Raw genomic sequence first — 24,862 nt, 5'->3', positions numbered from 1 at the left:
CGGACGGAAAGGACCGCCTATATACGCAGGCCCGCCTCCGTCGAGAGGCTGCAATCCTCCGACGAGGATCAATGGCGCCGCGCCCGACCGATCTGCTCACCCTGACCCGCGAGGGGCTGTACTGCCCGCCGGGCGACTTTCACATCGATCCGGTCCGCCCGGTGCCGCGCGCGCTCATCACCCACGGCCATGCCGACCATGCCCGGGCCGGGCACGGCGCGGTGCTGGCGACGCCGGAGACCCTGCGCATCATGGCGGTGCGCTACGGCGAGGAGTTCTGCCGGACCCGCCAGGAGGCGCGGCTCGGCGAGGCGATCCGGATGGGCGGCGTCACGGTGCGGTTCCACCCGGCCGGCCACGTCCTCGGCTCGGCGCAGGTTGCGATCGAGCAGGGCGGCTGCCGGATCGTCAATTCCGGCGACTACAAGCGCGCCCGCGACCCGACCTGCCTCGGCTTCGAGGTCGTGCCCTGCGACGTGTTCATCACCGAGGCGACCTTCGGCCTGCCGGTCTTCCGCCACCCGGTCGCGCGGGACGAGGTGCGCAAGCTGCTCGACTCGGTGCGGCTGTTCCCCGAGCGCACCCACATCGTCGGCGCCTACGCCCTCGGCAAGGCGCAACGGGTGATGGCGCTGCTGCGGGAAGAGGGGTTTTCCGATCCGATCTACCTGCACGGCGCGATGGAGAAGCTGACCGACCTCTATCGCCGCGAGGGCATTCCGCTCGGCGAGACGATCAAGGTCGTGGCGGCGGAGCGGCCGAAGCTCGGCGGCCGAATCGTCATCTGCCCGCCTTCGGCGATCCAGGATCTGTGGTCGCGCAAGTTCCCCGACCCAGTCACCAGCTTCGCCTCGGGCTGGATGCAGGTGCGGGCCCGGGCCCGCCAGAAGGGGGTCGAGCTGCCGCTGATCGTCTCCGACCATTCGGACTGGGACGACCTCTGCCGCACCATCCGGGACACCGGCGCAGCCGAGGTCTGGGTCACCCACGGCCAGGAGGACGCCCTGGTCCACTGGTGCGGCACGCAAGGGATCAAGGCCAAGCCCTTGCACATGCTGGGCTACGGCGACGAGGGCGAGGCGGAGCCCGAGCCGCAGGAGCCCGCCGGGACATCCACCGCCGGCCCCCCCGCCGCGGAGAGCGCCGCGTGAACGACTTCGCCCATCTCCTCGACCGCCTCGCCTACGAGCCGCGCCGCAACGCCAAGCTGCGCCTGCTCCAGGACTTCTTCCGCCATACCCCCGACCCTGACCGCGGCTACGCGCTCGCCGCCATGACCGGCTCGCTCAGCTTCCGCGAGGCCAAGCCCGGGCTGATCCGCGGCCTCGTCGAGGAGCGGGTCGATCCGGTGCTGTTCCGGATGTCGCACAACTATGTCGGCGACCTCGCCGAGGCGACCGCCCTGATCTGGCCGAAGCCCGACGGCACGACGCCGGGACCCGGCCACAACAACCCGCCGGTGCCGACCCTGTCGGAGGTGGTGGAGGCTCTGGGCACCATCGGCAAGGGCGAGCTGCCGGCGCGGCTCGCCGCCTGGCTCGATGCCCTCGACGAGACCGGGCGCTGGGCGCTGCTCAAGCTGATCACCGGGGAATTGCGGGTCGGCGTGTCGGCGCGCCTCGCCAAGACCGCGGTGGCGAGCCTCGGCGGGCACGAGGCCGACGCCGTCGAGGAGGTCTGGCACGGGCTTGCCGCCCCCTACCGGGAGCTGTTCGCCTGGGTCGAGGGCCGGGCGGGACCACCGGAATCGATCAACCCGGCGCCGTTCCGGCCCCCCATGCTGTCGCACCCGATCGAGGAGGAGGCGGATCTCGACAAGCTCGACGCCGACGCGTTCTCGGCCGAGTGGAAGTGGGACGGCATCCGGGTCCAGCTCGCCGGCGGCCGCGACCGCGACGGCAAGCAGGTGCAGAAGATCTACTCGCGCACCGGCGAGGATATCACCGGCGCGTTCCCGGACCTCGCGGAGGCGATCACCTTCGCGGGGGCCCTCGACGGCGAGCTGCTGATCCTGCGCGAGGCGCGGGTGCAGAGCTTCAACGTGCTGCAGCAGCGCCTGAACCGGAAGGCCGTGACGCCGAAGCTGCTCCAGGACTTCCCGGCCCATGTCCGCGCCTACGACCTTCTGGCCGAGGGCGGCGACGATCTGCGGCCGCTGCCGTTCGGCGAGCGCCGGGCGCGGCTCGAGACCTTCGTCGCCGGTCTCGACCACGCCCGCATCGACCTCTCGCCGCTGGTGCCGTTCGCGGATTGGCACGCCCTCGCCGCCGCCCGGGCCGATCCGGCCTCGGTCGGCGCCGGGCCGGACGCCGACGCGATCGAGGGCGTGATGCTGAAGCGGCTCACCAGCCCCTACCAGCCCGGCCGGCCGAAGGGCCCGTGGTGGAAGTGGAAGCGCGAGCCCTACCTCGTCGACGCCGTGATGATGTACGCCCAGCGCGGCCACGGGAAGCGCTCGTCGTTCTATTCCGACTACACGTTCGGCGTCTGGCGCGAGGCGCCCGACGGCGCCGAGGAGCTGGTGCCGGTGGGCAAGGCCTATCACGGCTTCACCGACGAGGAGCTGGGCAAGCTCGACCGCTACGTCCGCAATCACACCACCAAGCGCTTCGGCCCGGTACGGGAGGTCGAGTACGGGGTCGCCAAGGGGCTGGTGCTGGAGATCGCCTTCGAGGGCGTGCAGCGCTCGACCCGGCACAAATCGGGCGTGGCGATGCGGTTTCCCCGCGTCAGCCGCATCCGCTGGGACAAGCCGACGGCCGAGGCCGACCGGATCGACGTGCTGGAGCGGATCCTGGCCCGCGGCGAGAAAGAGGTTCACCCCGGACGGGAGATCGCCGAATGAGACGCGTCGAGAGGCTCGCCGAGAGCGCCGTCACCCGTCAGGTGACCGGTCGCCTCGTGGTCGAGACGCGGGGTCCCGGCTTCACCGAGATCACCCGTGAGGCCGCCGCCTTCGTGCGCGAGGCGGGACTGCACCACGGCCTGCTGACCTTGTTCTGCCGCCACACCTCGGCCTCGCTGACGATCCAGGAGAATGCCGATCCGGATGTGCGCACCGACCTGATGACCGCCCTCGACCGGCTGGCGCCGCGGGACGAACCATACGTCCACGGCATCGAGGGACCGGACGACATGCCGGCCCATATCCGCACGCTGCTCACCGACGCGGCGATGACGATCCCGCTGGTCGAGGGGCGGCTGGCGCTCGGCACCTGGCAGGGGATCTACCTGATCGAGCATCGCGACCGGCCGCACCGGCGCGAGATCGTGCTGCATCTCGTCGGGGCCTGAGCGGGCGGCGCGGGGCCGCCGATGCGGAAGGGCGAGATCAATCTGGCCGTGGCGTCAGGCCGATGGCCCTCGCAGGAGGGGAGACCTGCGCCTCGTCCGGCGCGCGTCTCGGCCTCGAACGACCCTCCGGCCTACGCGGCCGGGACACGCCCGTCGGATCTCGTATCGGCCGCGCTTGCGCTCTGTTGCGCGTGGCAACGGTCGTGGCGCCGCATGTCATCGTTCCTCACCGCTGACGATATCATGGGATCGGCATGCCCGATCCACGCATCAATACACAAATAAAAAACATCTGTTCTATTGGCAGTCTCAAATACGAGATTGGATCAACGGGCGATCACGCCGCCGAGCACCATGTCAATTCAATGGGCAGCGCCCATCGGATCGCCGATTGTGCGCTGCCACACCATACAGAATATTATGTATTGCACTGCAACAAAGGGTATGATTGATTGATGCGAACTCGTCAATTGGACGGAGGTCGCAATGAAAGTATTTGTGAAATATTTTGCACTTTCCCTGGTCGCCCTCGGCGTCACGCAGGCCAATGCGCAGGATCGTTCATCCGCCGTCACGGTCTTCCCGCCGATCATGCGGGAGATGGCGCGCGACACCGGAGGCATGCGCCCCTGGGCGGAGCTGACGACCACGCCGCAGCCGGTCCCGGCCGCGCGGCGGTCCGCTCCGCAGCCGGAACTGGTCGCGCGGGGATACGTCGAGCCCGTGGCGGCTGCGGTGACCGGCGCGCTCGACTAGCGATAGACGCGACTGCCGGTGCGCGGCGCCCGATCGGGAGGCGACCCGGCCTTCCGCATTCTGCCCGGCCCCGGGCCTGCGTGGAGAACGCACAGGCTCCTGTTTCAACCCCGCCAAAAAAAGATATAGAGACAAAAGAAGTAGGCCGAGAAGCGCGGAGGAGCGCGGGTGCCGTGGTGGGGAGTGCGTTGGGTTCCGAGACCACCATCGTCGTCGCGGACGACCACCCGCTCTTTCGCGGTGCCCTGCGCGGCGCCGTGACGGCGATCATGCCCGGCGCCCGGATCATCGAGGCGAGCGGGCTCGAACCGCTGACCACGATCCTCGATTCCGAGCCCGAGATCGACCTCGTGCTCCTCGACCTGACGATGCCGGGCGTGCAGGGCTTCTCCGGGCTGATCTACCTGCGGGCCCAGCACCCGGCGATCCCCGTGGTGATCGTCTCGGCCAACGAGGACCCGGTGGTGATCCGCCGTGCCCTCGATTTCGGCGCCGCCGGCTTCATCCCCAAATCCCTCGAGGTCGACCGCATCGGCGAGGCGATCGGCCAGGTGCTCGCCGGCGGCAACTGGTCGCCCCCCGACATCGAGCTCAATGCCTCCGAGGACAAGGAGACGGCGGACCTGATGCGCCGCCTCGCCACCCTGACGCCGCAGCAGGTGCGGGTGCTGATGATGCTCTCCGAAGGCCTGCTCAACAAGCAGATCGCCTACGAGCTCGGGGTCTCGGAGGCGACCGTGAAGGCCCATGTCTCGGCGATCCTCCAGAAGCTCGGCGTCGAGAGCCGCACGCAGGCCGTGATCGTGTCCTCGCGCATCGGCGCGACGCTGAAGCCTCCGGCCGGGGTGGAGTAGGGGCCCGCGTCAGGACAGGGACAGGCCAGGGCGACGCTCGTCCTCGATCCCCCACCCGAGGCCGCGGGGTACGTCGTAGGGCGTGCCGCCGAGCCCAAACACTGCCCGGGTGGTGTCGGCGGTCGCCGGGGTCCAGCGGGCGAGGAACGGCACCAGAGGGTGGCCGTCATACATCATCGGCAGCGCCAGGGGCTCGATGTCCCAGCCGAGCGTCGACAGATGGGTGATCATGATCGGGTGGGCCTGGATCAGGTAGCCGTCGAGGCCCATCAGCCCGGTCAGTTCCGCCACCGCCACGAACTGGCGCCCGGCGACGGGATCCTTCGCGGTGGCCGAGGCGCGCCGCCAGGGCGCGGCGCCGCAGCGGGTCCACTCGAAGAGGCGCGGGCCGCTCGGCGCCGTCGCGCCTTGCATGAGCTGCGGGTAGACGTGGGTCTGGAGATGCGGCCGGGTCGTCGGCAGCAGGCGCGAGTAGGACACCACCTCGCCGTCGTCGATCCCGGCGACATGGATGCAGTCCGGCCCGTCGAACTGGTCGCGCTCGCGCCCGTCCGGCTTGCGGCAGGCCTCCCACCGCATCGTCTCGACGAACAGGCGATGGCGGAAGCAATATATCCTGTCGAGAAGCTCCGCGTTCTCGCGGCAGTTCTTGCGATCGATGATCGTGATCAAGATCAGGGCTCCTTACTGTGGCGCCCTTCTTGATCCTTGAACCTAGAATGAGATAGACCGTAAATTTACGGGACGACAGCAGGCCTGCCCGCGCACTCGGCCCCTTCACGAGGGCCCGGAACCACGAGATTCTCGGAGCACATCATGCCTGTTCCGCGATCGATTTTCGCGGATGATGTAATTTGAGGTGTTTTTCCGAGATCCGGCATCCCTGGCCCGGAGCGGGGGGAGGACAGGGAGCGGTCACCGTGACCCTGCCGAAGCGCGGCGTCGCACGCCACCGCAGGGTCGGGCTCACGTGTCCTCGAGCCAGAGGCCCGTCCCCGGGCGGACCCCATCGACGTCGACGGCGACCGTCGCGAGCGCGCCACCGCTCATCCGCGGCCCATGGGCCTCCTGCACCATGGCGGCGAGGAAAATGGCGGGCAGGCCGTCATCGAGGAAGCGGTCGAGCTCGTCGCGCACCGCCTCGGAAGCGGGGATCGACGCCTCATAGGCCGCCACGAGATCGTCGAGGGTGAACCGGATATCGGTATATCCTCGCTCCTCGACGAACCGCGTTCGATAGGGCACGCGATAGCACCGTCCTGCCGCATCGATCCGGCAGAGGCTCCGGGACGGGTCGATCTCCCGCCGCGTCTCGATCCGGATCGCGCCGCCGTCGATGAGATAGCCGCTCGGCACGTCCGTGCGGGGTTCGACCTTGACGGCGCGAAGGTGGAGCATCGCCTCGAGGATCGCGTGTTCGCACATGAGCGCGATCAGGTCTCTCGGGGGGCCGGCATCTTCCATCGTTCGTCGAACCCGGGCGCGTCCTCGCCGCCCTGACCATGTCCGATCCTGGGTCGCCGCGAAAGGAGGAGGCGCCGGTCTAATCGATCAGCCCCTCGCGCATCGCCTGGGCGACGAGCTGGACCCGGTTGACCGCGCCGAGCTTGCGGGCGGCGTTGCGCAGGTAATCCTCGACCGTGCGCTGCGACAGGGACAGGATCTCGGAGGTCTCCCAGCCGGTCTTGCCGGCGGCGGCCCACTTGATGCACTCGATCTCGCGCCGGGTGCAGCGCGCAGGCCCGCCCTGGCGGGTGGGCCGGGTCGGCACGGCGGGGCCGAGGCTACGCGAGGCGAGGTGGGCGTAGATCGCCAGCAGATGGAGCCCGGCCCGGGCCTCGTCCGACAGGTCGATCCGCGGGGCGCCGAACGAGGCGGCGCTCTCGGTGCCGTCGATGTCGTGGATCGGGACGCAGAAGCCGTCGCCGAGGCCGAAGGCCGGGGCCTCGCCCATGATCCGCCGGGCCAAAGCCGCGTCGCGGTCGACACGGACCTCCGACCACAGGAACGGCGTGGTGGTGCGCCGGACATGCGCCATCACCGGATCGTGCTGGACGTAGCCACGCTCGACGTAGCGGGCGGCCCAGTCCTCCGGCCAGTGCATCAGCAGCAGCCGGTCGGGCAGGTTCTCGGCGGCGCTCTGGGGCACGCCGGCGATGGCGAAGCGCTCGTAGCCGAAGATGCCGCCGGCGCGGGTGAGGAGGGCCGTGATCTCGGCGATGCTCCGAGCGGCCTTCACCGCCTGAACCAGATCCAGCGTGACCTGCCCGATCACCGCCATGATGCAGCGTCGCCCGTCCTTCAGGAAGTCAAGCAACGACCCGCACGATCGCGGCTCGCGGCCAACGTCTATCAGGAAAGAGGGGCGCCGGCGACGATCCAGGGGTGAGACGCGCCCCGGATCGCCGGCGGCGGACGCGGCAGGTCACGCCGTCCGCTTCTTGAACACGCCGACCAGCACGGCGGTGATCACGGTGCCGACCACGAGGGCGACCACCGCGCCGAGGACCGGGGTGATGGCGTTCGGGATCGGCAGGACGAACAGGCCGCCATGGGGCACCCGGAGCGCGACCCCGAGGGTCATCGAGATCGCGCCCGCCGCCGCCGAGCCGGCGACGAGGGCCGGGATCACCCGCAAGGGGTCGGCCGCCGCGAAGGGGATGGCGCCCTCGGTGATGAAGGCCGCGCCCAGCACCGCCGCGGCGGTGCCGGCCTCGCGCTCCTGGGCGGTGAAGCGGCCGGGGAACAGCCGGGTGGCGAGGGCGATGCCGAGCGGCGGGGTCATGCCGGCGAGCATCACCGCGGCCATCGGGGTGTAGATGCCCGACGAGATCAGCGCTGCCGAGGAAGCATAGGCCGCCTTGTTGATCGGTCCGCCCATGTCGACCGCCATCATGGCGCCGAGGATCAGGCCGAGCACCAGGGCGCTCGCGCCCTGCATGCCCTTGAGCCAGCCGGTCAGCGCCGCAAGCAGGGCCGCCACCGGCACGCCGATGACGTAGACCATCAGGAGGCCGGTCACCAGGGTGCCGAGCAGCGGCAGGATCAGGACGGGCTTCAGGCCCTCGAGGTTCTTCGGCAGGCGGATCGAGCGGCTGAGGAACGACACGGTGTAGCCGGCGATGAAGCCCGCCACGATGCCGCCGAGGAAGCCGGCATTGAGGTTCGCCGCCAGCATCCCGCCGATCATGCCGGGCGCGATGCCGGGCCGGTCGGCGATGGAATAGGCGATGTAGCCGGCGAGCGCCGGCACGATCAGCGCGAAGGCCGCCTTGGCGCCGATCTCGCCGAGCGCGAAGCCGAGAGTGCCCTTGTTCTCCGGCGACATCGCGTCGATGCCCCCGAAGGCGAAGGCGAGCGCGATCAGCAGGCCGCCCGCCACCACGAAGGGCAGCATGAACGACACGCCGGTCATCAGGTGCTTGTAGGCGCCGGCCTTCTTCTCGGCGGCGGCCGGGCGGGCGGGGCCGGATTCGGCGGCGGCGGCGCCCTGCAGCTCGGCGTCCTTGAGGGCGGTGGCGATCAGGCCCTTGCCGTCGCGGATCGCCGCCTTGGTGGTGGTGGCGTAGACCCGCTTGCCCGCGAACCGCCCGCGATCGACGCCGGTATCGGCGGCGATCAGCACGATGTCGGCCGCCGCGATCTCCTCGGGCGTCAGGGCGTCGCGGGCGCCGACCGAGCCTTGGGTCTCGACCCGGACCGCGTGGCCGAGGCCTTGCGCCGCCGCCTGGATCCCTTCCGCCGCCATGAAGGTATGGGCGATGCCGGTCGGGCAGGAGGTGATGGCGACGATGCGCTTCGGACCTTGCGCGGGCGCGCCCGGCGCCGGGGCGGCGCCGGCGAGCGCCCGGTCGATCACGCCCTCGACGTCGGTGAGCACGTCGTCGATCGCGGCCTTGGCCCGGCGCAAGGCCCCGAACCGGCCCTCGCCGAGATCGCCGTTGCCGACGAGGAGCACCGCGTCGGCGTCGCGGATCGCGCTCTCGCTCAACGGGGCGCCGGTCGCGCCGCGGCCGCGCAACTCGACGTCGAGGCGCTGGTTGCGCCGCCCCGCCGCCCGGCGCAGGGCCTCGGCGGCCAGCACCGCATGGGTGCTGAGATCGCCGCCCCCGACGACGGCTACCAGATGGGTCATGGGGTGCTCCTCCTCGGGTGTGTTGTGGTGGCGGGCTTCATCGTCGTTGAAGGGTCGAACGCGGCTCGGGTCTTCCCACCCGCGACCTCGTCCTGAGGCTCCGGCCGATCGGAGATCGACTGAGACCTCAGGACGAGGCGGTTGATGGGAGGACGGTGCCTTGGGCTATGCCGGGAGGGCGCGGACCTCGATGCCCCGCGCGATCGCCTCGACCGCCTGCCGCTCGGGCAGGTTCGCCCCCGCCCGGGCCAGCTTGCCGGCCGCGAAGGCGAGGGCCAGGCGGGCGGTGTCGGCGAGGCTCGAACCCGCGCAGAGGCCCGCCACCAGGCCGGCCACCAGGGCGTCGCCGGCCCCGACGGTGCTCGCCACCTCGGTTGGCGGCGCCAGCGCGTGCAGGGCCTCGCCGGCCTGCACGAACACCGCGCCCTCCGCCCCGAGGGAGACCACGACGAGCGGGATGCCCCGTCGCACCAGGTCCTGCGCCGCCGCGACCACGTCGGCGAGGGCGGGGAGGGGGCGGCCGGCCCATTCCTCCAGCTCGTGCCGGTTCGGCTTGACCGCGTCGGGCAGGATGTCGGCCGCGAGCGCGGCGGCGAGCGGCGGACCGGAGGCGTCGAGCAGCACCCGGGTGCCCCGCGCCTTCAGCTCCGCGGTGAGGTCGCCGTAGAGTCCGCTCTCGGCGCCCGCCGGCAGGCTGCCGGCCAACACCGCGAGGGTGTCGGGGCCGGCGGCCTCGGCCAGCACCGCGCGGACCGCCCGCAGGGTCGCGGGGTCGAGGGTGAGGCCCGGCAGGTTCACGTCGGTGGTGCCGGCGGGATCGACGAGCTTCAGGTTGGTGCGGGTCTCGCCCGGCACCCCGACGCACCGGTCGTCGATGCCCTTGGCGGAGAACAGCGTCTCGAAGACGGCGGCGTTGCCGGCGCCGAGCACGCCGGTCACGGTGACGGGCAGGCCCCAATCGGCGAGGCAGCTCGCGACGTTGATGCCCTTGCCGCCGGCATCGTCGCGCAAGGCACGGGCGCGGTGGACCTCGCCCGGCGCCAGCCGGTCGAGGGTGACCGTGCGGTCGATCGCCGGGTTGAGGGTGAGGGTGACGACGCGGGTCACGGGCGCGCCTCCGGACGGTCGAGGGCGCGGACCGCGGCGGCGTCCGCTTGCGCGCAGGCTTCCTCGGCCAGCGCCTTGAGGTCGGCCAGCGAGGCGGCGCGCAGGCGTGCCTTGACCGCCGGCAGGTCGCGGGGCGTCATCGAGAGTTCGTGCACCCCGAGGCCCGCGAGCAGACCGGCCCCGAACGGATCGCCGGCGATGCCGCCGCAGACCCCGACGAAGCGCCCGTGACGGGCGGCGCCCTCGCAGGTCATCCGCACCAGCCGCAGCACCGCCGGGTGGAGCGAATCGGCCTCCGGCGCGAGGTCGGTGTTCTGGCGGTCGATGGCGAGGGCGTATTGCGTCAGGTCGTTGGTGCCGATCGAGAAGAAGTCGCAATGCGGGCTCAGCGCATCGGCCTGGATCGCCGCCGCCGGCACCTCGATCATGATGCCGATGGGCACCGCCGGTGCCCCGATCTCGGCCCGGATCCGCTCGCAGACCTGGCGCAGGGCCAGCACCTCGGGCACCGAGGTGATCATCGGGAACATGATCGAGAGCGGGGCGTCCTTGCCCGTCGGCGCATCGGCCGGGACGCAATCCTTCGCGGCGCGGTAGAGGGCGCGCAGCTGCGGCTCCATCAGGTCGGGCCGGCGCAGCAGCAGCCGGGCGCCGCGCACGCCGAGGAACGGGTTCTCCTCCTTCGGCAAAGCGAGGTGCGGCACCTGCTTGTCGCCGCCGATGTCGAGGGCGCGCACGATCAGCGGACGGCCGGCCAGCGCCTCCAGCATCGCCCGGTAGGTGGCGTACTGGTCGTCCTCGTCCGGCGTATCGCCGCGCTCGAGGAACAGGAATTCGGTGCGCATCAGGCCGACGCCCTCGGCGCCCTGCGACAGGGCGAAGGGCACCTGGTCGGGCGTGTTGACGTTGGCGCCGATGGCCAGCGCCTGCCCGTCGCGGGTGCGGGCCGGCAGGCCGCGCTCGCGGGCCTCCTCCTCCTGCTTCGCCTTCAGGTCCTCGCGCCAGGCGGCGGCGGCGGCGAGGTCGCGCTCGCTCGGATCGACGTAGAGCCGTCCCGTCGTGCCGTCGAGGATCGCGGTCCGGCCCGCCGCCAGGCCGAGGAGGCCGGCGCCCGCCGCGACCACGGAGGGGATGCCGAGCGTCCGCGCGAGGATCGCCGTGTGGGAGGTCGGCCCGCCTTGCGCGGTGGCCAAGCCCAGCACCCGGGCCGGATCGAGCCCCGCTGTGTCGGAGGGGGCGAGGTCGGGGGCGACGAGGAGGCAGGGCCGGTCCGGCAGGGCGTGGCCGGCCTGCAGCGCCGGGTCGATCTGCGCCAGCACCCGGCGGCCGACGTCGCGCAGATCCGCCGCGCGGGCGGCGAGCACCGGGTTGCCGAGGGCCGAGAGCTGGCCCGCCATCCGCTCCACCGCCTGGTGCCAGGCGAAGGCGACGCCGTGGCCCTCGACCATCAGCTGGCAGGCCAGCGTGATCAGGTCGGTATCGGCGATGAGGTCTCCTTGTGCCTTGAAGATCCCGGCATCGGCCTGGCCGAGGCGGCGGCCGGTATCGTCGGCGAGCGCCCTGAGCTGCGCCGCCGTGCTCTCGAGCGCCGCGTGCAGCCGGTCGCCGCCGCTCGTCAGGGGCTCGGGCTCGTCCGGCACCGCGACCTCGGTGGACCTGAGCACGTGGATCGGCCCGATGGCGAGGCCGGGGCTCGCGCCGATGCCGGGGACGATCTGGCATGGGTCCGACGGGTTCCAGCCCGCGACCGGACCGGCGGCCTTGGCGGCGGCCTCGGCCGCGCGGGCCGCCGCCGCCTTCTCGCCGGCCGAGAGGCCCGTCACCGTGGCCTTGAGCCGGGCGAGCGCGGCCGGAGCGTCCTCGCCCTCGGCCGAGATCACCGCCTCGTCGCCGGCGCGCAGGCCGAGCTGGAGCAGGGCGATCAGGTTCTTGGCGTCGGCCACCTCGGCGCCGTGGCGGACCTGGATCCGGGCGGTGCTGGCGCGGGCCGCCTCGACCCAGGCGGAGGCCGGGCGGGCGTGGAGGCCGGTGGGATAATCGACGGTCCAGGCGAAGCGATGCGCGAGGTCGGCGGCCGGGCCGGCGCCGCCCGTCGCGGGCGCGTCCTCGGCGAGCGCCGCGGCGATCTCGCCCGCATCGCCCGTGATGCGCAGGCGGGCGAGGCGCGCCTCGTCCTGGATCAGGCGGGTGAGGCGGCGCAGGACGGTGATGTGGGTGTCGGATTGCGCGGCGATCGCCACCACCAGGTGGGCGTCCTGACCCTCGTGCCAGGCGACGCCGCCGGGGACCTGCAGCACCGCGAGCCCGCTCTCGCGCACCAGGGCGCGGTCGTCGACCATGCCGTGCGGGATCACGACACCGTGACCCAGATAGGTGTTCGCCACCTCCTCCCGGCGCAGCATGCTGGTCTCGTAGGCGGGGTCGATGCAACCGGCGGCGACGAGGAGCTGGGCCGCCTCGCGGATGGCGGCCTCCTTGGTGGCGGGGGCGGCGGCGGTGCGGATCAGGATGCGCGGCGTCAGCGACGGGGTCGGCGCGAGCATGGCGAGGCTTCCTCCCGGAAGGCGATGGATTCTGGTCGAGGGTTCTGCTTGCCGCCTATGAAAACGTTTTCAGGATCCTTGTCAATCGCTGTCGCAAGGGATGCCGCTGGGTCGGCGGATGTCAGGACTTGCTCGGGGCCCTTGCAAGGGGGAGCGCCGGGTGCCACGATGATGCCGATGAAGCTGAAAACGTTTTCGAGGCGATGACCGTCGGTATCCGTGACGTCGCCCGCGCGGCGGGCGTATCCACCGCGACCGTGTCGCGGGCCTTGGGGAAAGGCCCGGTCAGCGACGCCCTGCGCGAGCAGGTCGAGGCGGCGGTGCGGGCGACCGGCTACCGGCCGAACCTGTCGGCCCGGCGCCTGCGCTCGCAATCGGCCCAGACCATCGGGCTGATCGTCGCCGACATCCGCAACCCGTTCTTCACCGCGGTCAGCCGGGCGGTGGAGGATGCGGCCTACCAGGCCGGGATGCGGCTGATCCTGTGCAACACCGGCGAGGACGCCGAGCGCGAGGCCCTGTACCTGCGCCTGATGCAGGAGGAGCGGGTCACCGGCGTCGTCTTCGCGCCGACCCGGCGCACCGCCGAGCGCCTGCGGCCGGAGGACTTCGCCTTCCCGCTGGTGCTGATCGACCGCACCGGCCCGCCCGGCGGCCATGACGGCGTGGTGCTCGACAACGTCGCGGCGGGAGCGGCCCTGGTCGATCACCTGGTGGAGCGGGGCTATCGCCGTATCGCCGGCCTGTTCGGCTCGACCAGCTCGACCGCCGAGGAGCGCCGCGACGGCTACGTCGCGGCGATGCGGCGCCACGGCCTCGCGCCGCAGATCCGCACCGTGCCGCCGGAGGCCGATCCGGCGCAAGCCGAGGTGGCGCGCTGGCTCGCCGAGCCGGACCGGCCGGACGCGCTGATCCTCTCGAACGGCCTGATCCTGATGGGGGCGGTGCGGGCGGCCCGGGCCGCCGGCCTTCCCTGGCCCGGCGGGATCGCGCTGGCGGGCTTCGACAACGAGCCCTGGACCGAGCTGGTCGAGCCCGGCCTGACGGTGATCGAGCAGCCGGTGGCCGAGATCGGCGCCCAGGCGATCGGATTGCTGTTCGACCGGCTGAAGCATCCGGGCCAGCCGGTGCGCAAGGTGGTGCTGAGCGGGCGGCTGATCGCCCGGGGGTCGACGGCGGGGCGGTGAAGCCTGTTCTCGTCCCTGGTCTGGTCAGGCAGGATCGATCGCCACCGCGTCGTTCCGGGGCGGCGCAGCGGAGCCCCGGGATGACCCTGAGTGGTGGTGATTGCGGTGGACGACGATCGCTGCCGATGGCCGATCGGGACCAGCCCTGCGGGTCGAAACCTGATCGGCTTGGGCATGCAAGGGGGGCTGCTCCCGACCGTTCCCAGACCATCGACCGGTCGGCTCAGTAAATCCCGATGAGCTTTGCTCCTGCGACTAGGAGGACCAGCCCGAGAACCCGCTGGATTACCGGTACGGCAAACCGAATACCGAAAGCCGTCCCGACAAGGGCTCCCAGCAGCACGGAAGCCGCAAACAACGGGAGGTCGGTCGGAAGCGCTCGAACGATCGACAGATTGCCGAAAAGCCCGGCGACCGAGTTGCAGAAGATGAACAGGGCAGCCACACCCGACGCGGTCTTCGTCGCCGACCAGCCCATGAACAACAGCATGGGTGAGAGGAAAATGCCGCCTCCCGTTCCCGTCAGCCCGGAGAGAAGCCCGATTCCGGCGCCGACGATCAAGCCGGCCCAGATCGGTGGATCGTGAGGCCCGGGATCGACGGCCCGCCCGCCGGGCCAGAGGAGCCGCGCGGCACCGAGGACCAGCACCATGCCGACGACGGGCCGATAATATGCCCCAGGGAGTTGAATGGCTCCGCCGACGAAGGCCAGGGGGACGGCTCCGACCAGAAAAGGCCACAGGACGCGCCAGCGAAACATTCCAGCCCGGAGGAAGCGGAACGACGTGACGCTGGCGACCAGGATGTTGAGGACCAGGGCGGTCGGCCGCATGACTGCCGGGGCGACCCCGAACAGCGCCATGAGGGCGATATAGGCCGACGCTCCCGCGTGGCCGACAGCGGTATACAGCGCCGCACCCAGGAACATGCACGCGGCAAGGAGAAGTTCGACAGAGACGGACATGGACGACCCAGCGCTCATGCGCTTGGCGGGAGGACTATACCCGTTCAACCGTCGTGCCGGTGCGCTTCACGACGGGCTTACGGCGCGTCGCGGGGCTGTGGTATTGCTACCAATTTGGGCCTGCACGGATCAAGCCCGTCGATGTCGGCGCCCCACCCTCACCACCCCGTCCTGCGGTCACGCTGAGTGGGTTTCGACCCTATGGCTTCTCCTCGGCCGGGCTGTGCGTCTGCGGCCGGTGGCCGTCCTGCCCGGGATTGTTGTGCTTGTTGTGGTCGCGGCTCTCCTGGTGGGTCGAGGGCGGCCGGGTCGGATCGGCGCTGGTGCGGATGCGGGCGCCGCCGCCGGCCGGGACGTTGGGCCCGTCCTTGCGCTCGATCAGGCGAATGGTCTGCGCGTGGGTCTTGTCGCCGTGGGGCTTCTCGCCGGCCATGGGCTCCTCCTGTCCGCGGATGAGCCGGGCCAACCTCCCGCGTCTGGCCCTGTTCCTCACCGGCACGGGCGTGGGCCTGCCCGCGCCGCTCCTCACCAAGCCGCCTCGGCACCGCCGAGGGGCCCGGCGGGCCGGTCCCAGCGCATCGGGACGTCGTCGAGCGTGAGCGGCGGGCGCAGGCGGAGCGCCGGGCCCCAGGCGGTGAGCTCGAGCGCATCGGCATGGTCGGCCCGCCTCGGCGGCGCCGGCGGATCCTCGGGCGGGGCGGGCGGAGCGGCGGCGAGCAGGCCGGCGGTACGGGCCAGCGCCGTGCGGGCCGCCGAACCCCGCCCCGTGGCGAGGCGCCGGGTCAGGCCGCGCAGCACCGCCGCCGCCATGACATAGCCCGTGGCGTGGTCGAGGGCCTGGACCGGCAGCGGCACCGGTCGATCGGCACCGGCCCAGCGCATTCCGGCCTCGGCGATGCCGCAGCTCATCTGCACCAGGCTGTCGAAGCCGCGCCGCGCCCGCCACGGCCCGGTCCAGCCATAGGCGTCGAGGCTGACATCGACGAGGCCGGGCCGCCGCCGCGCGCGGGCCGCCGCGTCGAGCCCGAGACCGGCCAGCGCGTCCGAGCGGTAGCCGTGGACCAGCACGTCGGCCGAGGCGAGCAGGTCCTCGAAGCGGGCGCGGCCGGCCAGGTCCTTGAGGTCGAGGCGGGCGCAGGCCTTGCCGAGGGTCATCTCCGGCACCACGCCGGGCTCGTCCCAGTGCGGCGGGTCGAGGCGCAGGACGGTCGCGCCGTACCCGGCGAGGAAGCGGGTCGCGACCGGGCCGGCGAGGACCCGGGTCAGGTCGAGGACCCGAAGGCCCGCCAGGGGCCGCTCCGGCCGGGCCTGACCGGAACCGTCGGGCCCCGCCTCGCCGGGCTCCCACGACAGCAGCGGCTCCCGGGCGACGGCCGCGCCCTGCGGGTGGGCGGCCCAGGCTTGCGCCGAGCGCATCGCGGCGGCGCAGCCGCCCTCCGCCACCACGGCGGCTTCGAGGTCGTCGGCCCGCCAGCGCGCCACCGCCACCGCCACCGCCGCCCGGTCCGGCGCGGTGCCGAGCGCCCGCAACGCGGCGTCGCGGTGATGGGGTGCGTTGGTGTGGAGCCGGATCCAGCCCTCGGCGGCCCGGTAATCGCCGGCGACCGGATCCCAGAGTGGCGGCGGCGCCCAGCCCTGGGGGTCGAGGGTGCGGGAGAACCAGAGCGCGGCGAGGCGCCGGTCGACCGTGACGGTCGGACGCCGTCCGAAGCGGGCCTCGATCCACTCCGCCAGGGCCAGCCCCGCCGCCGCGACCGAGGCCGCCGCGAGGTCGCTGACCGGGTAGATCGAGGGCAGGGCCCCCGTCCCGGTCAGGGTCACGGGCGCCGTCCTGTCCAGATCGAGGGCGCGCCCGATTCCGTTAAGCAGGATTCCGAAGGCCGATCCGTCCGCCTCGCCCGTCATCGCCGGCTCCTCGTCAAGCGTCGTGACAGGAGCGCGCCCGGTAGGCCAGATCGTCAATCTTGATTCATCGAATCAATACGAACCGAGCCGCGATGACCGCCTTCCTCACCGCCGCCGAGGCGGCCGCCCGCCTCGGGGTCAGCCGCCAGACCCTCTACGCCTATGTCAGCCGCGGGCTGATCGAGGCCCATCCCACCGCCGACCCGCGGGTGCGGGCCTACGCGGCCGAGGCGGTCGCGCGCCTCGCCGAGGCCCGTCGGCGCGGCCGTCGCCCGCGGGAGGTCGCCCGCGCCACCCTCGACTGGGGCCTGCCGGTGCTGGAGACCGCCGTGACGCTGATCCGGGACGGCCGGCTGTCCTATCGCGGCCGCGACGCCATCGCGCTCGCCGAGACCGCGACGCTCGAGGAGGTGGCGGCCCGGCTCTGGGACCTGCCGCTCCCCGACGCCTTCGGGCCGGACGCGCCCGGAGATCCGGCCTCCCCCGCTTGCCCCCTCGGGAGCGACCTCCTCGGCGCCTTCGCGGCCACGACGCGCGACGCGCCGACGGCGCCCTGGCAGCAGGATTCGCGGAGGCTCGCCGCCGGCTGCGGCGCCTTGGTCCGGGCCCTCGGCGCCTGCGTCACCGGCGCCGCGCCCGATGCCGCGCCGCTGCACCGGCACTGCGCCGCGGCCTGGGGCCTCGATCCGGCCGGTGCCGAGGGGGTGCGCCGGGCCCTGGTCCTGTGCGCCGACCACGAGCTGAACGCCTCCGGCTTCACCGCGCGCTGCATCGCCTCGGCGGGGGCGAGCCTGCGGGCCGCCGTGGTCGGCGGTCTCGCGGCGTTGAGCGGCAACCGCCACGGCGGCATGACCGACCGGGTCGAGGCCCTGTGGGACGCCCTCGACGAGGCGGATCCGGCCACGTCCCTGCGGCGCCAGCTCGCCGGCCGGACCGGCCTGCCGGGCTTCGGCCACCCGCTCTACCCCGCCGGCGACCCGCGGGCCGCCGCCCTCCTGACGCCGCTCCTCGCGGAGGATCCGCGCCTGCGAGCGATCACCGATGCGGCCGAGGCGCTGACCGGGGCCCGCCCGGCCCTCGATTTCGCCCTCGTGGCCTTGCGCCGCCGTCTCGGCCTGGAGCGCGGGGCCGCGCTCGGGCTGTTCGCCCTCGGCCGCTCCGTCGGCTGGATCGCGCAAGGGCTGGAGCAGCGCCGGGCCGGCGGGCTGATCCGGCCGTGGGCGGTCTATGTCGGACCCGAGCCGTGACCTTCCCCCGGTCAAGCTCCACCATCGACGGGGGACTCCGACCATCGCGCCTGTGCTTGCACGACCGGCGCGCTTGACTTTCAAAGCCGCGAAAAAACAGTTGAGCCCTTGAGGATCGCGGAGGCGGGGCGGACGATGGCGCGCGGCGGAACCGGACGGTCCCCATGGCTGGTCCTGGGCTCGGGCCTCGGCCTGGGGCTCGGCGTGGCGGCCGCGTCGCCCGCCCGGGCCGAGATCCAGGTGCTGGCGGCGCGGATCACCGCCGGCGAGCTCTGGGTGCTCGGCACCGCCGATACGCCGGACACCGAGATCAGCCTGGACGAGCGCTTCACGACCAGGACCGATTCCCGCGGCAAGTTCGAGTTCCGCCTGATCTACCATCCGGCAACCTGCATCGTGACCCTGCGCACCGGCCGCCGGGAGGGCGGCGCGGCGGCGGAGGAGCGCGGCGCCGTGGTGGGCGAGTGCGGCCAGCAGGGCCCGGCAGGGCCCCAGGGACGAGCCGAGATCGGGACCGTGGCGGGACCGCCCGGCCCTCCAGGGCCGAGGGGGGAGGCGGGCCCCCGAGGCGAGGCAGGTCCGAGAGGCGAGGCCGGCCCCGAGGGCAGGCCGGGGGCGGCCGGGCCGCGTGGCGAGACGGGCCCGGCCGGCACCCCGGGCTCCCGGGGCGACGCGGGTCCGGCCGGCATGCCGGGCCAAGACGGCGTGCCAGGCCAAGAAGGTACACCTGGTAAAGAGGGGGCACCTGGTAAAGAGGGTGCGCCCGGCAAGGACGGCGCTGCCGGGCCGCCCGGGCCGGCGGGGCCCCCCGGGCCGATGGGCCCGGCCGGCAGGGCCGGACCGCGCGGCCCGGCGGGTCCGGCCGGGCCGCAAGGCCCCCGGGGACCGGCGCCGCCCGCCACCCGCGCCCCGGCGGCGCGCCCACCCGCGGCTCCCGCCGTCACCCGGCCGGCCCCCGCCGCCCCGGCGGAAGGAGACGTGTATTGAGGGCGGTCGACGGTGATGCCCCACCCAGCCCGCGATACGGGAGCGGGGAGACGCGCCGTCCCCCCTCATCGTTGGATCGCGGGGGCGGCGTCTCGGCACCGCTCCGCGACGCCGGATCTAGGCCTCCGGCGGCAGCTCCCGCACCACCACGCGCCCACCTTCGGCCGAGAGCGCCAGACGCCCGGCCTTGAGCGCCAGCGCCTTCTCGCCGAACAGGCCGCGGCGCCAGCCATGCAGCACCGGCACGTCGGCCGCGTCGTCCTCGGCCAGGGCCTCGAGGTCGTCGACGGTGGCGATGATCTTGGGCGCCACGCGCTCCTCCTCGCAGACCGCCTTCAGCAGCACCTTGAGAAGCTCGACCAGCGCCCCGTTGCCGCCGCTGCGGGCACGGCCGCGCTCCGGCGTCGGCACGGTGCCGGGATCGCGCGACAGGCCGCGCTCGACGGCGGCCAGGATGTCGGCGCCGGTGCGCGAGCGCTCGAACCCGGCGGGGATCGTGCGCAGGCGCCCGAGCGCCTCGACGCTGCGGGGCGCCGAGGTGGCGAGGTCGATCACCGCCTCGTCCTTCAGGATGCGCCCGCGCGGCACGTTGCGGGTCTGCGCCTCGCGCTCGCGCCAGGCCGCCACCTCCATCAGCACCGCGATCTCGCGGGCCTTGCGCATCCGGCTGCTCAGCCGCCGCCACGCCTGTTCCGGGTCGGCCCGGTAGGTGTCGGGGGAGGTGAGGACCGCCATCTCCTCGTCGAGCCAGGCGCCGCGGTCGGTGGCGATCAGCTCCTTGCCGAGCGCCTCGTAGACCTTGATCAGGTGGGTCACGTCCGACAGGGCGTAGCTCAGCTGGGCATCCGAGAGCGGCCGGCGCGACCAGTCGGTGAAGCGCGACGACTTGTCGATCTTCGCCTTGGCGACGTCGTTGACCAGCTGCTCGTACGACACGGAGTCGCCGTAGCCGCAGACCATCGCGGCGACCTGGGTGTCGAAGAACGGCTGCGGCAGCAGCCCGCCGAGCAGCCAGATGATCTCGAGGTCCTGGCGCGCCGAGTGAAACACCTTCAGCACCGCCTCGTCGCCCATCAGGGCGAAGAACGGCGCGAGGTCGATGTCAGGCGCCAGCGGGTCGACGAGCGCGGTCGACCCGTCCGGTGCCGCGATCTGGATCAGGCACAGCTTGGGATAATAGGTCGTCTCGCGCATGAACTCCGTGTCGACGGTCACGAAGGGTTGCGTGGCGAAGCGCGCGCAGGCGGAGGCGAGTTCTTCCGTCGAAGTAATCAGCTTCATAAATCCGGCTATAGCGGAGCCGGCCGCCGAGGGCGAGAGACCGGCGGCGTGGGTTATGGGGATTGGGCGGCGTGGTGAACCGGAATCACGCCGCGCGGGTGCCATCGCCCGCGGGCCCCCCCGGTTCGCGCGCCTTGCGCCGGGATTTGGGCGCCTCGCGCAGCAGGGCCGCCGCGCGGGCACGCCGCGTGCGTTCCGCCCGGCGGGTGAGCCAGTCGAGGATGTTGCGCTCGACCCGCTCGCCGCTGTCGCGGTCGGTCAGGCGGTGGATCCGGTCGGCGCGAAAACCCCGATAGCCGTCCCGGTCGCGATCGGTGCCGCCGACCAGCACCCGGCCGGGGCCGATCTTGAGCTCGTGCGCCTGCAGCCGGCGCACGCTCCAGGCGCCGTTGCCATCCTCGTAGACGAGCTCGAACCGGCCCTCGATCGGCAGCACCCGCCAGGCGCCGTCCTGACGTTCGACGAATGCGGGCGGGCTCACGGTCGGCATGGCACGGGCCTCCGGGGAGGGCGGCCGGGCCGGCGCGGGGATGTCCTCGGGCGGGTCCGGCAGGGTGTCGGGCGGGGTGTTCGGATGCGGCTCGAACGATCCGAAAAAGCTGTTCTGATCCATGGGGATAAGATAAGTGTTCAGCGTTTGTTCCACAAGCGCGGACACCCCCGCGCGGGCCCGGTTCCGGTGCCCCGCGCTTGACTTCGCCTCCCCCCTTCGCGAATGGGTGCCGACACGCATTTCCGTGCGGGCGGCCCGCCTGCGCGCCCGGCCTGCCGGCCCGATCGAGACAGTCAAGACACGCCCATGCACCGCTACCGTTCCCATACCTGCGGGGCGCTCCGCCCGTCCGATGTCGGCGCGACCGTCCGCCTCTCCGGCTGGTGCCACCGCGTCCGCGACCATGGCGGCGTGCTGTTCATCGACCTGCGCGACCATTACGGCATCACGCAATGCGTGATCGATCCCGATTCCGCGGCCTTCAAGGCGGCGGAAGCGGTGCGCTCCGAGTGGGTGATCCGCATCGACGGGCGGGTGCGCCAGCGGCCGTCCGGCACCGAGAACGCGGACCTCCCGACCGGCGCGGTCGAGGTCTACATCACCGACCTCGAGGTGCTGGGCGCCGCCGGCGAATTGCCGATGCCGGTCTTCGGCGACCAGGAATACCCGGAGGAGACGCGGCTCAAGTACCGCTTCCTCGACCTGCGCCGCGAGAAGCTGCACGCCAACATCATGCGCCGCGGCGCGATCATCGATTCGCTGCGCCGGCGGATGCGCGAGGGCGGGTTCTTCGAGTTCCAGACCCCGATCCTCACCGCCTCGTCGCCGGAGGGCGCGCGCGACTTCCTGGTGCCGTCGCGCCTGCACCCGGGCAAGTTCTACGCCCTGCCGCAGGCCCCGCAGCAGTTCAAGCAGCTGACGATGATCGCCGGCTTCGACCGGTACTTCCAGATCGCGCCCTGCTTCCGCGACGAGGATGCCCGCGCCGACCGCTCGCCGGGCGAGTTCTACCAGCTCGACATCGAGATGAGCTTCGTCACGCAGGAGGACGTGTTCCAGGCGGTCGAGCCGGTCCTGCGCTCGGTCTTCGAGGAATTCGCCGACGGCAAGCGGGTCTCGCCGAGCTTCGTGCGCATCCCCTACGCCGAGGCGATGCTGAAATACGGCGTCGACAAGCCGGACCTGCGCAACCCGCTGATCATCGCCGACGTGACGGACGAGTTCCTGCGCGACGACGTGACCTTCAACGCGTTCAAGAACGCCATCAAGGCCGGCGGCGTGGTGCGGGCGGTGCCGGCGCCGGGCGCCGCCTCGCAGCCGCGCTCGTTCTTCGACAAGCTCAACGACTGGGCCCGCTCCGAGGGCGCGCCCGGCCTCGGCTACATCGTGTTCGACGAGGAGAACGGCCAGCTCACCGGCCGCGGCCCGATCGCCAAGTTCGTGCCGGCCGAAGCCCAGGCCGCCATCGCCGCGAAGGCCGGGCTCAAGGCCGGCGACGCGGTGTTCTTCTCCGCCGGGCCCGAGGCCAAGGCGGCGGGGCTCGCCGGCAAGGCCCGCATCCGCGTCGGCGACGAGCTGGCCCTGTCCGACAAGGACCAGTTCGCCTTCTGCTGGATCACCGACTTCCCGATGTACGAGTGGAACGAGGACGAGAAGCGGGTCGATTTCTCGCACAACCCGTTCTCGATGCCGAATTTCGACCACGACGCGTTCATGGCCCTCGACCCCGAGGACCACGCCACGATCCTCGGCATCAAGGCGTTCCAGTACGACATCGTCTGCAACGGCATCGAATTGTCGTCGGGCGCGATCCGCAACCACCGCCCCGAGGTGATGGAGAAGGCCTTCGGTCTCGCCGGCTACCCGAAGGACGTGCTGGAGGCGAAGTTCGGCGGCATGCTGAACGCCCTGAAGATGGGCGCGCCGCCGCACGGCGGCATCGCGCCGGGTGTCGACCGCATCGTGATGCTGCTCTGCAACGAGCCGAACATCCGCGAGGTGGTGCTGTTCCCGATGAACCAGCGCGCCGAGGACCTGATGATGGGCGCGCCCTCCGAGGTCGGGCCCAAGCAGCTGCGCGAGCTGCACATCCGCCTCAACCTGCCGCAGAAGCAGGGCTGATCGCAGCCGGTGCCCGGTCTCGTCGCGGTCGTCGTCGCGCATGACAGTGCCGGCGTGCTGCCGGCCTGCCTCGCGGCGCTCGCCCGCGAGCACGTCCCGGCGCTCGTCGTCGACAATGCGAGCCGCGACGGCTCGGCCGACCTCGCCGCGTCGTTGGGGGCGCGGGTGCTGCGGTTGCCGCGCAACGAGGGCTACGGCCGGGCCAACAATGCCGGGATCTGGGCGGCGGGGCGGGCGGAATACGCGCTGATCGTCAACCCGGACGTCGCTCTGCAACCCGGCGCCGCCGACGCGCTGCTCGCCGCGGCGCAGGCCTATCCGGATGCGGGGCTGTTCGCGCCCCGCATCGTCGAACCGGACGGGCGCTTCTTCTACCAGCCGCGCTCGCTGCTCGCGCCCTACCTGACCAATCCGGGCGGGCGCCTGCACCCGCCCGAGGGCGATGCCTGCGCTCCGTTCCTGTCCGGCGCCTGCCTGATGGTGCGGCGCGACCTGTTCCTGTCGCTCGGCGGGTTCGATCCGAACATCTTCCTGTTCTACGAGGATGACGACCTCTGCCGCCGCATCGCCGATGCGGGGAAGGCCCTCGTCCATGTCCACGGCGCGGTGGCCCTGCACGGGCGCGGCGCGTCGAGCGCCACGGCGCCCGGCCGGGTGCGCCGCTCGCGCTGGCATCAGGCCTGGTCGCGGGCCTACGTGTCGCGCAAGTACGGCCTGCCGGACCCGACCGGGGCGATGCTGGCGAAGAACGGGATCAAGGCGCTGCTCGCCGCCCTCGTCTTCCGCCGCTCCGGCCTCGAGCGCTACGGCGGCTCGGTCGCCGGCGCCTGGGCGGCCCGCAAGGGCCAGTCCGCGCTGGTCCGCGAGGGGCTCGCCGAGACACCGGAGACCGGCGCGTGACCCGCACCGTGGCCGACGGCCTTGCCCGGCCCCACAACGCGTTCGGGGCGGTGCGCCTGGCGCTCGCGCTTCTCGTCGTCGTATCCCACGGCTTCAGCGTCACCACCGGGGCGCTCCTCGACGAGCCGCTGACGCAGGCCACCGGCTACACCCTCGGGGAGCACGCGGTGAACGGCTTCTTCGCCGTTTCGGGCTTCCTCGTCACCATGAGCCTGCTCCGCCGCGGGACCCGCGACTACGTCGTCGCCCGAGCCTTGCGCATCGCCCCCGGGCTCGTGGCGGCGACGCTCGTCGTGGCCCTCGGCCTCGGCAGCCTGATGACGACCCTGCCGCTCTCGGCCTACTGGAGCGATCCGGGCCTGTGGCGTTTCATCCAGGGCACCCTCACCACCTTCAAGAGCAACGCCGCCCTGCCGGGGGTGTTCGCCGAGAACCCGTTCCGTTTCCCGATGGGGACGGTCTGGACGCTGAAATACGAGGTGCTGTGCTACCTCGGCCTCCTGGCGGCGGGCGTGCTCGGGACCTTGCGCTGGCGCTGGCTCTGCCCGCTCCTCGTCGCCGGCCTCGCGGTCGCCCTGGCTGTTGCCGGGATGCGGGCGGGCGCGATGCCGAAGGCGCTCGAAACCTCTTTGCGCCTGCCGCTGATCTTCGCCACCGGCGCGGCGCTGTTCCTCTACGCCGACCGAGCCCGCTTGAGCTGGCCGCTGGCGCTTGGGTTCTTCGCCCTGACCTGGCTCGCCCACGGCACCGCGCTCTACCCGCCGCTGCTGTTCCTCGCCGAGGCCTACGGCGTGCTCTGCCTCGGCCTCAAGCCCCCGTTGCGCCACCCGGCCCTCGATCCGCGGGCCGACCTCTCCTACGGCACCTACCTCTATGGCTGGCCGGTGCAGCAGAGCCTGCACGCGCTGGTCCCGGCGGCCTCGGCGTGGTGGCTGCTCGGGCCATCGCTGGTGCTGACGCTCGCGGTGGCGGCCCTGTCGTGGCGGCTCGTCGAGCGGCCGGCTCTGGGGTGGAAGGCGCGGCTGATCGGCAAGCGGGTGGGGGCGGCCTGAGGGCTGCTACCCATGGCCTCGCATCCGGTCGCGCGC

Annotated in this window: 23 protein-coding genes; 12 read left to right on the top strand and 11 right to left on the bottom strand. The window is 72.5% G+C overall.

What is annotated here, in order from left to right; translation table 11 throughout:
- Positions 1 to 71 precede the first annotated feature (71 nt).
- The 6 genes from FF100_RS05500 (at position 72) to FF100_RS05475 (ending at position 4,904) form a co-directional block, all read left to right on the top strand.
- Positions 72 to 1,151 carry a ligase-associated DNA damage response exonuclease gene (locus FF100_RS05500; protein ID WP_139034561.1) on the top strand — a complete coding sequence of 360 codons (1,080 nt, stop codon included), beginning with the start codon at positions 72 to 74 and terminating at the stop codon, positions 1,149 to 1,151.
- The gene (locus tag FF100_RS05495; protein ID WP_139034560.1) at positions 1,148 to 2,845 is read left to right on the top strand and encodes a cisplatin damage response ATP-dependent DNA ligase; all 1,698 of its coding nucleotides are present in this window, start codon (positions 1,148 to 1,150) and stop codon (positions 2,843 to 2,845) included. Before FF100_RS05500 ends, FF100_RS05495 begins: the two co-directional genes overlap by 4 nt.
- The gene (locus FF100_RS05490; RefSeq protein ID WP_139034559.1) at positions 2,842 to 3,294 is read left to right on the top strand and encodes a secondary thiamine-phosphate synthase enzyme YjbQ; all 453 of its coding nucleotides are present in this window, start codon (positions 2,842 to 2,844) and stop codon (positions 3,292 to 3,294) included. Before FF100_RS05495 ends, FF100_RS05490 begins: the two co-directional genes overlap by 4 nt.
- 254 nt (positions 3,295 to 3,548) lie before the next feature.
- Complete coding sequence (locus tag FF100_RS05485) at positions 3,549 to 3,746, top strand: hypothetical protein (protein ID WP_139034558.1); 198 nt, start codon at positions 3,549 to 3,551, stop codon at positions 3,744 to 3,746.
- A gap of 34 nt (positions 3,747 to 3,780) precedes the next feature.
- Complete coding sequence (locus FF100_RS05480; RefSeq protein WP_139034557.1) at positions 3,781 to 4,050, top strand: hypothetical protein; 270 nt, start codon at positions 3,781 to 3,783, stop codon at positions 4,048 to 4,050.
- A gap of 188 nt (positions 4,051 to 4,238) precedes the next feature.
- Positions 4,239 to 4,904, top strand: a complete 666-nt coding sequence (locus FF100_RS05475) for a LuxR C-terminal-related transcriptional regulator (RefSeq protein WP_139034900.1) — start codon at positions 4,239 to 4,241, stop codon at positions 4,902 to 4,904.
- A 9-nt stretch (positions 4,905 to 4,913) separates the two neighbouring features.
- Here the strand turns inward: FF100_RS05475 and FF100_RS05470 are convergent, their stop codons facing one another.
- The 6 genes from FF100_RS05470 to ptsP all read right to left on the bottom strand — a co-directional run bounded on the left by FF100_RS05470 (position 4,914) and on the right by ptsP (position 12,689).
- Positions 4,914 to 5,576 carry an acyl-homoserine-lactone synthase gene (locus tag FF100_RS05470; protein ID WP_171070058.1) on the bottom strand — a complete coding sequence of 221 codons (663 nt, stop codon included), beginning with the start codon at positions 5,574 to 5,576 and terminating at the stop codon, positions 4,914 to 4,916.
- 294 nt (positions 5,577 to 5,870) lie between these two features.
- Complete coding sequence (locus FF100_RS05465; protein ID WP_139034555.1) at positions 5,871 to 6,329, bottom strand: hypothetical protein; 459 nt, start codon at positions 6,327 to 6,329, stop codon at positions 5,871 to 5,873.
- A 118-nt stretch (positions 6,330 to 6,447) separates the two neighbouring features.
- Positions 6,448 to 7,221, bottom strand: a complete 774-nt coding sequence (locus tag FF100_RS05460) for a LuxR family transcriptional regulator (RefSeq protein ID WP_246101930.1) — start codon at positions 7,219 to 7,221, stop codon at positions 6,448 to 6,450.
- A gap of 108 nt (positions 7,222 to 7,329) precedes the next feature.
- Positions 7,330 to 9,039, bottom strand: a complete 1,710-nt coding sequence (locus tag FF100_RS05455; protein ID WP_139034554.1) for a PTS fructose transporter subunit IIC — start codon at positions 9,037 to 9,039, stop codon at positions 7,330 to 7,332.
- Between the two features lie 165 nt (positions 9,040 to 9,204).
- Positions 9,205 to 10,146, bottom strand: coding sequence for a 1-phosphofructokinase (gene pfkB / locus FF100_RS05450; protein WP_139034553.1), 942 nt, complete (start codon positions 10,144 to 10,146; stop codon positions 9,205 to 9,207).
- Positions 10,143 to 12,689: a phosphoenolpyruvate--protein phosphotransferase gene (gene ptsP, locus FF100_RS05445; RefSeq protein ID WP_139034552.1), complete on the bottom strand. Its 2,547-nt coding sequence runs from the start codon at positions 12,687 to 12,689 to the stop codon at positions 10,143 to 10,145. The genes pfkB and ptsP overlap by 4 nt, the downstream gene beginning before the upstream one ends.
- Before the next feature lie 203 nt (positions 12,690 to 12,892).
- On the opposite strand from ptsP, the gene FF100_RS05440 reads away from it, so the two are divergent.
- The gene (locus FF100_RS05440) at positions 12,893 to 13,876 is read left to right on the top strand and encodes a LacI family DNA-binding transcriptional regulator (protein ID WP_139034551.1); all 984 of its coding nucleotides are present in this window, start codon (positions 12,893 to 12,895) and stop codon (positions 13,874 to 13,876) included.
- A 223-nt stretch (positions 13,877 to 14,099) separates the two neighbouring features.
- Here FF100_RS05440 and FF100_RS05435 read toward each other — a convergent pair whose 3' ends face one another.
- From FF100_RS05435 to FF100_RS05425, 3 genes are all read right to left on the bottom strand, one after another.
- Positions 14,100 to 14,840 carry a sulfite exporter TauE/SafE family protein gene (locus FF100_RS05435; protein WP_139034550.1) on the bottom strand — a complete coding sequence of 247 codons (741 nt, stop codon included), beginning with the start codon at positions 14,838 to 14,840 and terminating at the stop codon, positions 14,100 to 14,102.
- Between the two features lie 199 nt (positions 14,841 to 15,039).
- Positions 15,040 to 15,273 carry a hypothetical protein gene (locus FF100_RS05430; protein ID WP_139034549.1) on the bottom strand — a complete coding sequence of 78 codons (234 nt, stop codon included), beginning with the start codon at positions 15,271 to 15,273 and terminating at the stop codon, positions 15,040 to 15,042.
- Positions 15,274 to 15,365: 92 nt separating this feature from the next.
- Positions 15,366 to 16,745, bottom strand: coding sequence for a CoA transferase (locus tag FF100_RS05425; RefSeq protein ID WP_139034548.1), 1,380 nt, complete (start codon positions 16,743 to 16,745; stop codon positions 15,366 to 15,368).
- 92 nt (positions 16,746 to 16,837) lie between these two features.
- Here FF100_RS05425 and FF100_RS05420 point away from each other — a divergent pair, with 92 nt between their 5' ends.
- Together FF100_RS05420 and FF100_RS05415 are read left to right on the top strand one after the other, a co-directional pair.
- Positions 16,838 to 17,992: a citrate synthase gene (locus FF100_RS05420; RefSeq protein ID WP_139034547.1), complete on the top strand. Its 1,155-nt coding sequence runs from the start codon at positions 16,838 to 16,840 to the stop codon at positions 17,990 to 17,992.
- A gap of 135 nt (positions 17,993 to 18,127) precedes the next feature.
- Positions 18,128 to 18,979 (top strand): collagen-like domain-containing protein, encoded by an 852-nt coding sequence (locus FF100_RS05415; RefSeq protein ID WP_139034546.1) that lies wholly within the window; start codon positions 18,128 to 18,130, stop codon positions 18,977 to 18,979.
- Positions 18,980 to 19,096: 117 nt separating this feature from the next.
- Here the strand turns inward: FF100_RS05415 and rnd are convergent, their stop codons facing one another.
- Together rnd and FF100_RS05405 are read right to left on the bottom strand one after the other, a co-directional pair.
- Positions 19,097 to 20,260 (bottom strand): ribonuclease D, encoded by a 1,164-nt coding sequence (gene rnd, locus FF100_RS05410; RefSeq protein WP_139034545.1) that lies wholly within the window; start codon positions 20,258 to 20,260, stop codon positions 19,097 to 19,099.
- Between the two features lie 85 nt (positions 20,261 to 20,345).
- The gene (locus tag FF100_RS05405; protein WP_425463281.1) at positions 20,346 to 20,906 is read right to left on the bottom strand and encodes a hypothetical protein; all 561 of its coding nucleotides are present in this window, start codon (positions 20,904 to 20,906) and stop codon (positions 20,346 to 20,348) included.
- Between the two features lie 153 nt (positions 20,907 to 21,059).
- On the opposite strand from FF100_RS05405, the gene aspS reads away from it, so the two are divergent.
- The 3 genes from aspS to FF100_RS05390 are packed head-to-tail and all read left to right on the top strand — an operon-like array spanning position 21,060 to position 24,826.
- Positions 21,060 to 22,874, top strand: coding sequence for an aspartate--tRNA ligase (gene aspS / locus FF100_RS05400; RefSeq protein ID WP_139034544.1), 1,815 nt, complete (start codon positions 21,060 to 21,062; stop codon positions 22,872 to 22,874).
- A gap of 9 nt (positions 22,875 to 22,883) precedes the next feature.
- Entirely contained in the window at positions 22,884 to 23,774 is an 891-nt protein-coding gene (locus FF100_RS05395) for a glycosyltransferase family 2 protein (protein WP_139034543.1), read from the top strand.
- Entirely contained in the window at positions 23,771 to 24,826 is a 1,056-nt protein-coding gene (locus FF100_RS05390) for an acyltransferase family protein (RefSeq protein WP_139034542.1), read from the top strand. The genes FF100_RS05395 and FF100_RS05390 overlap by 4 nt, the downstream gene beginning before the upstream one ends.
- Positions 24,827 to 24,862 lie beyond the last annotated feature (36 nt).

This window comes from Methylobacterium terricola (assembly GCF_006151805.1).
Classification (GTDB): domain Bacteria; phylum Pseudomonadota; class Alphaproteobacteria; order Rhizobiales; family Beijerinckiaceae; genus Methylobacterium; species Methylobacterium terricola.
This window is presented reverse-complemented; position numbering and strand designations above follow the sequence as displayed.